This window comes from Aquimarina spongiae, from assembly GCF_900141785.1.
Classification (GTDB): Bacteria; Bacteroidota; Bacteroidia; order Flavobacteriales; family Flavobacteriaceae; genus Aquimarina; species Aquimarina spongiae.
In genome coordinates this window covers 181,307-194,903 of the sequence record NZ_FQYP01000006.1, presented here as the reverse complement: position 1 = coordinate 194,903, position 13,597 = coordinate 181,307, and the positions used below count along the sequence as shown (strand labels likewise).

At 37.8% G+C, this 13,597-nt stretch carries 9 protein-coding genes; all 9 read right to left on the bottom strand.

All coding sequences use genetic code 11. The features are described 5' to 3' along the window. Positions 1-15 precede the first annotated feature (15 nt). A complete protein-coding gene (locus BUE24_RS14585; RefSeq protein ID WP_073317002.1) occupies positions 16-996 on the bottom strand; it encodes a Gfo/Idh/MocA family protein in 981 nt (326 codons plus the stop codon). 5 nt (positions 997-1,001) lie between these two features. Beyond that, entirely contained in the window at positions 1,002-2,327 is a 1,326-nt protein-coding gene (locus BUE24_RS14580; protein ID WP_073316999.1) for a glycoside hydrolase family 2 TIM barrel-domain containing protein, read from the bottom strand. 4 nt (positions 2,328-2,331) lie between these two features. Then, positions 2,332-3,033: a phytanoyl-CoA dioxygenase family protein gene (locus BUE24_RS14575; RefSeq protein ID WP_073316996.1), complete on the bottom strand. Its 702-nt coding sequence runs from the start codon at positions 3,031-3,033 to the stop codon at positions 2,332-2,334. 12 nt (positions 3,034-3,045) lie between these two features. Next, entirely contained in the window at positions 3,046-3,702 is a 657-nt protein-coding gene (gene fsa, locus BUE24_RS14570) for a fructose-6-phosphate aldolase (RefSeq protein ID WP_073316993.1), read from the bottom strand. 15 nt (positions 3,703-3,717) lie between these two features. After that, positions 3,718-5,334, bottom strand: a complete 1,617-nt coding sequence (locus tag BUE24_RS14565) for a sodium:solute symporter (RefSeq protein WP_073316990.1) — start codon at positions 5,332-5,334, stop codon at positions 3,718-3,720. 6 nt (positions 5,335-5,340) lie between these two features. After that, positions 5,341-6,666, bottom strand: coding sequence for a xylose isomerase (gene xylA / locus BUE24_RS14560; RefSeq protein WP_073316980.1), 1,326 nt, complete (start codon positions 6,664-6,666; stop codon positions 5,341-5,343). Between the two features lie 4 nt (positions 6,667-6,670). After that, positions 6,671-8,158, bottom strand: coding sequence for a xylulokinase (locus BUE24_RS14555; RefSeq protein WP_073316977.1), 1,488 nt, complete (start codon positions 8,156-8,158; stop codon positions 6,671-6,673). A 227-nt stretch (positions 8,159-8,385) separates the two neighbouring features. Next, entirely contained in the window at positions 8,386-10,086 is a 1,701-nt protein-coding gene (locus BUE24_RS14550; protein WP_073316973.1) for a RagB/SusD family nutrient uptake outer membrane protein, read from the bottom strand. 12 nt (positions 10,087-10,098) lie between these two features. Then, positions 10,099-13,101, bottom strand: coding sequence for a SusC/RagA family TonB-linked outer membrane protein (locus BUE24_RS14545; RefSeq protein WP_073316971.1), 3,003 nt, complete (start codon positions 13,099-13,101; stop codon positions 10,099-10,101). Positions 13,102-13,597 lie beyond the last annotated feature (496 nt).

Sequence of the window (13,597 nt, the reverse complement as noted above, 5' to 3'; positions counted from 1 at the left end):
ATGGTACATTTAAATTTAACTTTTGGCAAACACCAAGCCTGTTTGCTGTCTTACCTCATCAACAATCGAAATTAAGTTAAGACTATCTTGGTGAGACCACAAATCACTCTGATTTTTTTGATCATGAATACAAGCATGACATTCTTCTATCTCGTACGTAAATCCTTTTCCTATGGTTGGAAAATGGTAATCAACACAATGATTATTTTTTATCAAAGCATATGATTGTGTTTCGTGCCAAATCGAATTGATCTGTATTCTTCCTTCCTCCCCACTCACGATCGCCTGCATATTGGAAGGAGATACAAAACTGCTATGCAAGATGCATTGCGCTTTATCATATTGAAGTATAATTGAAGTTTGTTGATCTGCTCCTGATTCATAAAAATTGGCCGTTGCCAAAATCTTACTAGGCATTCCTAAAATCAGATAACTCAAAAACAAGGGATATACCCCCATATCCATCAATGAACCTCCACCTAAGGCTGGATTTATCATTCTTCCCGTTGCCTCTCCTATATTAAAAGCAAAATCTGCGTTGATATATCTAATTTCTCCTATTTCGTTTTGGGTTACTTTCTTATACAACTCTTGAATCGAAGGGTTGAACCGTGTCCAAAAAGCCTCCATAAAGAACCTCTCATTCTTCTTTGCCGCTGCGATCATTTCTTCTGTCTCTTGTTTGTTGAGGGCAACCGGTTTTTCACACAACACATGTTTTCCCGCATTCAAAGATTTGATTGTTAGATCGGCATGCGAATCATGAGGAGTAGCAATGTAAACAATATCAACTTCACTATCCTGGATAAGTTGGTCATAATTATTGTACGCTCTTTTAGCTTCGTGTTTTTGAGCAAAATCTGCAGCTTTTTCCATACTTCTTGATCCCACCGCCACTAATTCTGCTTCGGGAACCAGAGCTAGATCTTTGGCAAACTGGTTGGCAATATTTCCCAGTCCTATTATCCCCCACTTCATTGTATTTGCTTGATTCATATATTTCAATTTCTTACCAAAAACGGAATATTACCTCCTCCTACTTTTCCTTTCCCATCATACACATAGGCAAAGATTCTATATTCACCTTCTTTCGGAGAAATAAAAGTAAAACTTCCATTTTCATTCTCTATAATTTTTATGGGAACTCTGGGTGGTTCTAGTTCTTTCTCTCCCCCTTCACTTCGCACAACCACCTCTTTTGAAACTACCCACTTATATTCTAGTACATCTTCTTGATTGGGATCATGAGCAAACACCCTAGCAGTGTACTTCTGATTGGGTTTCAAGTATATATTTTGTACCGATTTCAGGCCTTTTAATTGAATGGAATCCACCCTTGGGGCTCTATTTTCTGGATATGATCCGGTCCACACTTTGGTCAAATGATCAATGGTTTCTGTTTGATTACCGTCTTTATGAAACATCCCATACCAGGTAGGTGTTCGCTCTTGTTTTTGTCCCCATTCAAAAGCAAAACCACCCAGGCATTTTCCCGAAGTATTATTGATGATTCCTTTTTGCATTCTTCTTAAAATTCCATCTGCCTTTGGTCCACTTACTTCTTCTATTTCCCGACCCCAAGAGGTCTTGGGCATTTCCCAAAATCCCATAGGTCCAAATTCTGTAATCATATAGGGCTTGGTTATTCCTGTATCTTTCATTCTTTGCTCTACAGTTTCTAAATCCCCATACACCTGAACCGAAACCATATCCATTTGCGGGCATCGCTCTAAAGCTACTTTCAAATGTTCATCAATAACCCCCGCAAAAGTTGTCGTTACCGGATGATTTGGATCTTCTTTATGAATAAAATCTATAATTTCGGATACCGCATCGTAGACCTTGGGATTCACCATTTTCAACTTACCATTCTCATCAAATAACAAATTCAGCTCATTCCCTACCACCCAACACAAAATATTTGGGTGATTCTTATATGCCTTTATTGTTGATTTTACTTTTTTTAGCTGTTTAGCAACCGCTCTTTTATCATTGTAATCGAATCCCCATAGTTCTTTGCCTATATTGATCCCCATGGCCACCATGAATCCATATTGTTTAGCAGCTTTCAATTCTTCACAGGCATTGTAGGTCCCCCAAGTTCTAAAAGCGTTTCCACCTGCTTTACTTAAAGCTTCAAAATCATGACCATCTACATAGTTAATACCGACTCCTTTAATTTCGAATTTAGTTTCATTGATATAAAAATTATACTGCCCCTCAACTTCTCGTATAGTCACTTTTGGAACCTCTTGAGCATGTAATTGCATATCTCCCAAGAAACTAAGGAAACTGATGAAAAGAAATATAAGAGCTATGTTTTTCATCTTTCTAGGATCTTTCTTCTATAACCTCACTGGTAGAGAATTTATACAACATATTGCGATAGACACAGATATCTGTAATATCTTCAGGCGTGTCTTGAGGAACAGCTCTGAAGTTGGAAGATATTCGATCTTTCTTTACCGGTAATACCTTATGCCAGCAATGGCCATGTAAAAAAATAACGGTTCCCTTTTTGGGTCTAAAAACTAACTGTCCGTCTAGATCCTCGGTTGGCACACCTACTGACAGCCTCCCTTTTTTGTGAGTTTCAGGGAAAATGGCAATTTCTCCTCCCGTTGATTCGGTAATATCATGAGTATATACCAATCGATTAAGATTATAAGTGGATTTGTCTTCTGGCAGGCAGTCCTGATGCCAAGCCTGACCTTTACTACCTTCCTTTGAGAACATCATCATACAATACAAATTTTGCCATCCTTTGTTCAATATATGATCTGTAATTTCATTAAACTTATGATCTTTATCGATCCCATCAAAATAATTTTTCCCTTCTCTATACGGAAACCAAGGGATTACTTCTACAGCTGATTTTGTAATAAACTCTTCGGTATGTTCCCAATTTGGATTTACACCGTAATGCTCCAGTATTTTTTGATTATAGTCATCCATCAAGCTATCTTCAAAAAAGTCCTCGAAAATGACGAATCCTCGTTCCCAAAATTCGTTTGCTACCGCTTTATAATCCATACCTTTTATTTTTTATACTGCTAAGGACTTTGCATCCTCAAGAAACTTTTTTAATCCATTATCGGTTAGAGGATGTTTTACCAATCCTTCAATCGCAGATAATGGCCCGGTCATCACATCAGCTCCTATTTTGGCACAATTTACCACATGCATGGTATGGCGCACTGAAGCTGCAAGAATTTCTGTTTCAAAATTGAAATTGTTGTAAATCTCCCGTATTTCATTAATCAGGAGTAACCCATCTGTAGACACATCATCCAATCTCCCAATAAAAGGAGAAACATAGGTTGCTCCCGCCTTGGCTGCTAAAAGAGCCTGCCCACAAGAAAAAACCAGAGTGCAGTTCGTTTTAATCCCCTTATCGGCAAAATACTTAATCGCTTTAATCCCTTCTTTGATCATTGGGATTTTCACCACTATTTGAGGATGTAATTTTGCCAATTCTTCTCCTTCTTTGACCATCCCTTCAAAATCAGTACTGATCACTTCTGCAGAGACGTCTCCATCCACGATTTCGCATATCTTTTGATAATGTTTTAGGATATTATCTCGTCCTGTAATCCCTTCTTTTGCCATCAGCGAAGGATTAGTGGTAACCCCATCCAGAACACCAAGAGCTTGTGCTTCTTGAATATGATCCAGGTTGGCAGTATCTATAAAAAATTTCATATTATATCTTCATTTTTAGCCTACGAAGTAGGACAATATTGTGATTACTATAAGCACTAGTAGTACCGATAATACAATATCGATAAGAGCAATGCTTTTCTTATTTTCTATTTTATGTTCTTTTGATAACGTACCGAAAGAGAGTCCGGATATGGCGGCATAATTAGGAGGCGCAGTACATAAACTTATAATTACAGCTATGATTACCGAGAATACAAACATAAATATAGCCATATGTGCAAAATTTATGGTTGCAAAAGAATACAGCACTCCTGATAAATTGTCTTTAAAAATTTCTGCCACAATTCGTAAAGCAGCAACCCCTAATCCAGAAAACAATGTGATAATGGCTGCCCGGGCATTCATTTTTTTCCACAACACTCCAAGCAGGAATACTGCAGTAATCGGTGGTGCAATATACGACTGCACGCTTTGCAGGTATTGATACAATACTCCTCCCCCAATCTTCTCCATGATAGGTATCCACGTAATCCCCAAAACTACCATAACTACAGTTGCTAATTTCCCAATATTCAACAGCTTCTTTTCTGGTGTTGTAGGTTTCAGTTTCTTATAAATATCAATCGTAAAAATGGTGGAGCAGGAATTAAAAACGGATGCTAATGAACTCATTAAAGCTGCCATAAGTCCTCCGGCGACCAAACCTTTTAGTCCAACAGGCAATAATGTTTTAACCAGAATTGGAAAAACCTCATCTGCTTTCTCGTAGGTAAGTACCCCTTGTTTGGCAAGGGCAAATGCAATAATTCCTGGAATTAGAAAAATGAAAATGGGTAATATTTTGAGATAGGCTCCAAAAATAGCCCCCCTTCTTCCTATGGTAATATTATTGGCTGCAAGGGCTCGTTGTACTATATATTGATCGGTACACCAATACCAAATCCCAACGATTGTTCCTCCAAACAATAAACCTGTCCAAGGAAAATCTGGATCACTCATAGGACGCCACATATTAAAATGGTTGGATCCCACTGTTTCTCGTAATGTATCCCATCCACCTACTTCTTTTAATCCCAAGTAAGTGATAATAACAGATCCTGTAATTAGGATAACGGTCTGTAGCGTCTCGGTATATATTACCGCTTTCATTCCTCCTACAACTGTATACAATCCGGTAAATAACACGATACCAATTGCTCCATACCAGAATGGTATTCCTATCAGTTCTGAAACGACAATCCCTCCTGCATAAATAGTAACTGAAACTTTTGTAATTACATACCCTACTAATGAAAAAAGCGATAAAAACCATCTTGATCTGCTATCGAACCTTTTTTCTAAAAACTCTGGCATGGTAAATACTTTGCTTCGTACATAAAAAGGAAGAAAAAGCCATCCCAAAACCAAAACTATCCAGGCATGGAGTTCGTAATGTGCCATTGGCATTCCAGACTCTGCTCCCGTTCCTGCCAATCCCACTACATGTTCTGAGCCAATATTAGATGCAAAAATAGATGCCCCGATTACAAACCAACCCACATTTCTACCGGCCAGAAAATAATCTTCGGTATTCTTATTTTTCTGAAGGACCACCCATACTGCAACACCTATAAGTGCCGCAAAATATAGGCCTAATACGATCCAATCCTGAAACGCTAATATTGACTCCATATAAAATTAGATGTATTGGTTTATAATGTTCTCAAACAACTCCTGCTTTCCACTTTGTAGTTTCAATTCACCATTTTGAACGGCAATATCATATAGATTTTTCAAATCTAATTTCCCTTCCTCAAATGCTTTTCCATTTCCAGCATCAAAAGATTCATACCTTTTTTCTCTTAGTTTTTGATATGGCGAAGCTGAAAGAATTTTATCGGCAGTGATCAATGCACGAGCAAAAGTATCTGCCCCACCAATATGCGCTAAAAAGACATCTTCCAGATCTGTAGAGTTTCTACGGATCTTAGCATCAAAGTTGACACCTCCTCCTTGAAGCCCTCCAGCTTTTAGAAATACCAGCATAGCTTCTGTTACTTCTAATATGTTATTTGGGAATTGATCGGTATCCCATCCGTTTTGATAGTCTCCTCTGTTGGCATCGATACTTCCCAACATGCCTGCATCTGCTGCCACCTGTAATTCGTGTTGAAATGTATGTTGCGCCAGAGTTGCATGGTTGACCTCGATATTGATTTTAAAGTCTTTATCCAAACCATACTTTTTCAAAAAGCCAATAGAAGTTGCCGTATCAAAATCATATTGATGTTTTGTAGGCTCCATCGGTTTTGGTTCTATAAAAAATGTTCCTTTAAAACCTTGTGCTCTGGCATAATCTCTTGCTACAGTAAGAAAGCGTGCCATATGATCTAACTCTCTTTTCATATTGGTATTGAGCAATGACATATATCCTTCTCTACCACCCCAAAACACATAATTTTCGCCATCTAATGCTATGGTTGCATCCAGGGCTAATTTGACCTGTCCTCCTGCTCTTGCCAACACATCAAAATCAGGATTTGTAGCCGCTCCGTTCATATAGCGTGGGTTCGAAAAACAGTTTGCAGTTCCCCATAATAATTTTACTCCCGAAGCTTCCTTTTTTTGTTTAAGATAATCTACGATGGTAGCTAATCTTTTTTCAGATTCTGAAAACGTAGGCGCTTCCTGAACCAGGTCATAATCATGGAAACAGAAATAATCAAATCCCATTTTGGTGATAAACTCGAAGGCTGCATCGGCCTTATCTTTGGCAGCCTGAATAGGATCTGAAGCAGTATCCCATTCAAATTTTTGTGTTCCTGGTCCGAAGGGATCGGCTCCAAGTCCACAGAAGGTATGCCAATAAGCAATGGCAAACTTAAAATGCTCGCGCATCGTTTTACCTGCTACCACTTGGTTAGCATCATAATATTTGAATGCTAAAGGATTATCTGACTCTTTTCCTTCAAATTGTATATCATTTATGGTTTTAAAATATTCTTTATCTCCAACTAAGGCCATATCATTATTTTTTTAAAATTCTATTTAATTCTCTTTTCCAGTTTTTATATGCTTCTTTGTAATCGTCTTGATTTTGTAGAGGGTGATAGGTCATTACATGGTCATTTTTGGTGATCATTGTTCCAAAATCATCAAATGTACCATCACTTAAACCTGCCGCTCGAGCTGCTCCTATTGCACCAGTCGTATTGTAAATCTCAATTTCCTGATTGATCAAGGTAGCTACGGTATTCGAAAAGATTTCTGATCGAAATAAATTATCATTCCCCGCACGGATCACATTGATTGTGGTATTATCCTTTTTTAATACTTCCATACCATACACAAAAGAGAAGGCTATCCCTTCGAGTGCTGCTCTAAAAATATGTGAACGATTGTGCTTATTGAGATTTAGGTTACAGATATGAGTTCCTATGGTTTGATTATCAAACATACGCTCTGCTCCATTTCCAAAGGGAATTAATTGTAGATTATTGGATCCAACCGACACCTTTGAAGCGTGTGAATTCATGGTTTGATATGAATTCGTTTCCAGATTCAGGTTATTTTTCAACCATCGATATTGAATTCCAGCTCCGTTTATGCACAAAAGTTTACCAATACTGGGCTGGTTTTGTGAATGATTGACATGCGCAAAATTGTTCAGTTTAAGTCCCTCTGTAGCAGAAAGGCTATCGGTAACTGCATAGATTACTCCAGAAGTCCCCCCTGTAGCAGCTACTTCTCCCGCTTTAAAAACATTAAGCGATAGTGCATTGTTGGGTTGATCACCTGCTCGATATAAAATAGGAGTTCCCGGATTAAGCCCGCTATCGCTCGCTCCTTTTGCTGATAGTTCTCCCTGATTCGAAAAAGTAGGAACGATATCTGGAATCAATGACGCATCAAGGTGATAATGTTCTAGTAACCAATCTGCTGGTTTATCGTCTTTAAAATCCCATAAAGTCCCTTCAGAGAGACCTGAAGTTGTAGTGTTCATGATTCCTGTAAATTTAAACGCTATATAATCTCCTGGTAACAGAAATTTATGGATGCGCTCATATTTTTCAGGTTCGTTTTGTTGTACCCATTTTAATTTTGAAGCGGTAAAATTGGCTGGAGAATTCAATAGATTTTCCATACACTTTTCTTCCCCTATCTCTTCAAAAGCTTTATTTCCTATTGCAACTGCCCTGCTATCACACCAAATAATTGAATCCCGAATCAACTCTCCTTTCTCATCTACAACCACCAGGCCATGCATCTGATACGAAATTCCGATTCCTTTTATTTGCTCTGGTCGAATTGTATTTTCTTTCAGTAATCTCTTAGAAGCTTTACATACATTCTCCCACCAGGATTCTGGATTTTGTTCAGCCCATTCTTTCTGGACAGAAATGATATCCATCTCCTCTTCGGGTTCATTTACAGAAGCTATGGACTTCCCATTTTCAGCATTTACCAGTGCTGCTTTGATCGAAGAGCTCCCTATGTCAAATCCTATATAATACATTTCACGATTTTTCTTTGCGGTAAAATTTCTACTATTTCTTTGGAAAAGGAATTACTTTCTTAAAAATCCCCGAAACTTAGGTTTGTAATTTTCGTAAATCAAGATAACCACTTTATTATTAAGATCATAGCCTAGATAAAAAAGGAGCATTTCGCCATTTTATGCACAGAAATAACTCCTTTTTTAACATTAAAATTTACTGAATGAATTAAGCTAATTCAACAATCCTAATTGTATCCCGGGTTTTGTTGTAGAATATCCGATCCTACCTGATCAATTTCAGACTGAGGGATAGGTAACAATTCATCTCTACCTACTACAAAGACTTTCTGAAACTGAGTTCCTACTTCTACATTGTTTAACACCGTTTCTGCATCTCCCCATCGTACCAAGTCGGTATATCGATTCCAACCTTCGGTAGCTAGCTCTCTCCTTCTTTCATCCTTAATACCTTGAAAGGTATATGTAGGAGCTGCTGGATTACCTGCCCCATAGGCTCTATCAAGTACTTGTTGGAAAGAAGACGCTCCGTCTCCTCCTCCTCCCAAGATAGAAGCTTCGGCATGCATTAATAATACTTCTGCATATCTCATCATTTTTTCGTTTAATGGAGAATCTGCAAAATTCAATGTGTTTTCTTGTACTGATACCGGAATATGATATTTTCTCATTGTAGCTTTTGATATCCACGATGGTAAAACGTTACCGGCATTATCGCAAACTTGCCAGAAAAAGCCGTAAGTATCTGTACCAAATAACCAATCTCCAGAATTGCTCTGATCTGGTAATAAACACTGGTCAGATTGATCGATTTGACACCCACAACTTATAGGCCCACGAACACCACCATTCAAGTCTGTTGGTAGATCGACAGTTAGCGGTGTAATAAATGTAGCATTCTTTCTTTGGTCAGAATCATCATAAAAGTCGATTAACTCTTGTCTTGGCACTGCGTTTCCGAATGCACTATTACCAACACCACTGTTAAATAAGAATCCCATTAACTGGTGAGTTGCAGAACCTTGATTAAATATTCCTCCTGGAGACTCCCAATTATTATAAATGATGTTTGCCTCGTATCCTATTTCAAAAATGGATTCTTTCCCATATTCGTTGGTAAGACTAAAGTTATCTCCAAAATTCTCCTCCAAACTATATCCAAGTGCCATTACCTCTTCGGTATACTCTACAGTTTGTGCATATTCTTCTTGATACAAATGTGCCTTTGCCAAAAATGCATATGCTGCTCCACTAGTCGCTCTCCCTTGCTGAGCTGCGGTTGCCGGTAGTGCTTGTGCTGCCGCTAATAGGTCTGGTTCTATTACGTTATCATACACTTCTTGAGCAGTGCTTCTTGGTATTTTGAAATCGAAATTGGCATCCGTAATTCGTTCTGTAATTACAGGTACTCCACCAAAATTCTTCACAAGTTCTAAATAGGCCAATCCTCTCAAAAATCTAGCCTCTGCAATTAATTGTGCTTTGGTAGCTACAGGATCTGCATAGATTTCGTCTGGAGATTCTTCGATAACACCAATTGCAGTATTTGCTCTAGATATCATGGTAAACCATTTTCTCCACCATCCCAATACACTTGGGTTATTAGGTGGAACTGGGTTTTGATCAAACACCCTTCCTGCTACCCAGAAATTAGCCCACTGAGAGAATACATCGTCTGCACGAATTCCTTGAAACATGACTGGAAAGTGATGTCCTAAATTGTTGTTTATTACCTGCCAACGCAAAGGATCATACGTTGCTATCACTAAAGAAGCTATATCATCTTCGGTCTGTATCGCATCCGAAGTTAAAGATGTTATCGGTTCTCTATCAAGAAAGTCGTCTTCACAGGAAATGGTCATAAAAGTCACCATACATATCCCAAGAATGGCCTTGAAAGAAATATTTTTAAGTTTTATATTTTTCATGATGTTTTGTTTTTAGAATTCTAGCTGAAACCCGAATAAAAATGTTCTTGGCTGAGGATTAAACCCTCGGTCTATACCCAGATCCAAAGAGTTTCCTGAAGCTTGTTCTCCTATTTCTGGATCAGTTCCATCATAATCTGTTATTAAGAATAGGTTTTGCGCAGTTCCATAGATTCTTAACCTATTTAATCCAATGCTCTCTACCCAGCTCTCTTTAAGTGAATATCCTAAAGTCAAGGTTTTCATTTTTAAGAAAGAACCATCTTGTACGAAAAAGTCAGAAACCTGAGGGGTAAAACCACCGAGTCTATTAACCACTCCATTAGTAAGAAAAGATTCTTTTCTATTGGTAAATGCCCCGTCCGGTCTTAGCGTAGCATCAAAAATGTCGTTTCCTTGGGATCCGTATAGGAAGGTACTAAGATCAAATCCTTTGTATTCGAGATCCAATGTGATTCCATAGGTGAAATCTGGTAGAGGACTACCTATAAATGTTTTATCTGGATTACCATCACCATCAAAATCTCTAAACACAAGATTGCCATCATCATCAATACTTTCTACCTCAAATCCAAAGAAACTCGAAATGGCTTCTCCTTCAGTAGTAAGTGTAATAGGGTCGTTGAAGACAAAAGTGTTTCCTCCTTGCAGTGGTTGTCCGTTATTACCAATACTGGTTACTTCGTTCTTATTTACTGCAAGGTTTGCTCCCAATTGCCATCTAAATCCACTTTTATAAGTTTGCTGATAAGAAACTAAAAATTCAAAACCTTGGTTTTCTACATCAGCAATATTGGTTGCAGGTGCAGGGAATCCCGAGAATATAGGTATCCCGATTGGAATTAAAACATCAGAAGATTGTTTATTGTAGTAATCTATAGTAATTCCTAAAGCATTATTAAAGGCATTAATATCCAAACCAATATTGGTTTGCGCTACTTCTTCCCACTTTACATCAGGGTTTTGTAAGAATGCAGGAGTAAGTCCTGGGTTCAGTCCTCCACCAAAATTGGTTCCTGAACCGGCATTTAAGATCGGAGAGAATTGATAGGGCGCTATAAAGTCACTACCATTAATACCCCAACTAGCTCTAAGCTTTAATAAATCAATTACTTCAGAATCTTGTAAGAAGTTTTCTTCAGAAATCACCCATCCCGCGGATACCGAAGGGAAAATACCAGTTCTGTTATCATCACCAAAATTTGAGGATGAATCTGCACGTAAAGTAGCTTCTACATTGTATTTATCCATGTAGCTATATTTTACCTTACCATAAATACCCAATAGGTTATTCTCTGTTTCCACTGGAGGCGCTACAGTAATACTTGAAGGATTTGTAATCAATGCAAAGTTTGCTTCATCTAGTGTATTTACAAAAAAACCAACCCCAGACAATGTACTATTAGAAAAATCTGATTCGTATGTAGAAAACCCAGCTAATGCGTCCAATTTATGGTCTGAGTTTTGGAAAAAATCATATCTCACATTAGCATCAAACTGTCTTAACACCATCTCTGTTCTTGTTTCTATTAAGGTTGCATTTGGAGAAGCAATCGCCTGCGTCGGAAAATTGAAAGAAGGAAAAAACTGTTTGGTAAATGCATCAGAATTAAAATGATAATAAGTTCCTTGCAGCCTAAATCTATCAAAAATCTCCCAATCTCCTTTTATACTGGCATTGGTTACCGCAGTTTGCGTATTGTTGTTATTCAGCAATAATGCCAATTCAGGATTTGCAACCGCTCCCAGTGCAGGTAAGGTTACACCATTTACCACAACTGGGTTGGTTTGATTACCCGGGTTGAACGGCACCGATGGATCATTAGGATCATTAACCGGGTAAATCGCTGGCATCGCATTGATAAAGTTAATGATTGATGTTCCTGTAACTCCAGCATTTTCTAACAAAAAGTTACGATCAATATCTGCTAAATTCGCATTAACCTCAACATTAAAGTTCTCACGAATATCGGTTTCAAAATTTATTCTAACATTTTTTCTATCGAAATTAGACTTGTTCTCTCTTCCGCCTAGCATACCGTCTTGTTGAAAAATCCCTCCAGAAATTGCATAGGAATATTTTTCTCCTCCACCTATTACAGAAGCTGCTATATTACTGATCGGAGTAGTATCAAAAAGCTCATCATACCAATCTGTATCAGGTAAAGCGGCGATCTCTGCATCGGTTAGTTGTGTCCCTCCATTTGATGCCTGAAATTCATTAAAATACTGGACATACTGATTCTTGTCCATTAGATCTGGTTTCCTTAGTAAAGACTGAAAACCTGTATATCCATCTATCGAAACTTTTGGAGCGGCAAGATTTCTTTTTCCTGATTTGGTTTCTATTAGCACAACTCCGTTCCCCCCTCTTGCTCCAAAAATAGAAGCAGATGCTGCATCTTTTAACACACTGAAGCTTTCAATATCGCTGGCATTGATATGATTTAGGTTAGGTACTTGCTGCCCGTCTACCAAAAATAGAGGTGTAGAAGCCCCAGTAGAACTAGTACCTCTTAGTCTCACCGTAAGCGGCGCTCCTGGTGCTCCAGAGGTTTGCGTAACTGCAATTCCTGGTGCTGTTCCTTGCAATGCAGCTTCTGGCAGAGCAATCGGTACTCTTTCTATTTGTTCTGTAGATACCGTACTTACCGCAGAAGTAACTGATTTTTTGTTTTGTACCTGACCATAACCCAGAATTACTACCTCGCCTAAGGCTTCTGTATCTGATACCATGATCACATTAATGGTAGTTTGATCATTTACAAGAATTTCCTGTGTTTTAAAACTCAAAGAGCTAAACACCAAGATGGCGCCTTCTGATAAGTTATCGATGGTATACTTCCCATCAAAATCTGTCGAAGTACCATCGGTAGTTCCCTTTACTATAATATTTACCCCAGGTATTGGAGTTCCGTTTTCCTCAGTAACTGTCCCCGAAACACTTTGAGCATAGGAGTTACTTACTGTCAAGATGATCCCCCAAAATAGAATCTTAAGTAAGCTATTTTTCATACTGACTTTGTTTTGATTAATTAATAAGTTTTAGTTTGATTGTTCGCGAAAATTTCAGGATCTAAATTAGGTGGTAACCAAGGGCGTTCAAAAAAATCAGTAGAGATCAATACTATAGGAGATCCCTCAAAAAAAGAAGGTTAAAAATGAAAAGCTGTTAAAAAATAAATATAAAACATTGATTTATAGCGATTTAAATTTTTGCTAAAAAACTACCTTAAATTTTCTCAAACGTTTAAGTAAATCGTTAAGTTTTTATCATTTTCCAAATTCGAAATCTTGTGGATAACCAATATTTATTACCAGAAAGAGAAAAATTTCATGAATATTTAGTAAATGACCTACCATTTACAGAATCGGATTAACAACTCTTTATGTTAATCAAATACATTTAATCCTAAGATTGTCTTAAAAGTTTAACATCTATTAATTTATTTAAGAATATTTTGTGTAATCCCCTATTGACAGGCATTTTGAAAGTATCTAAATTGGAAAC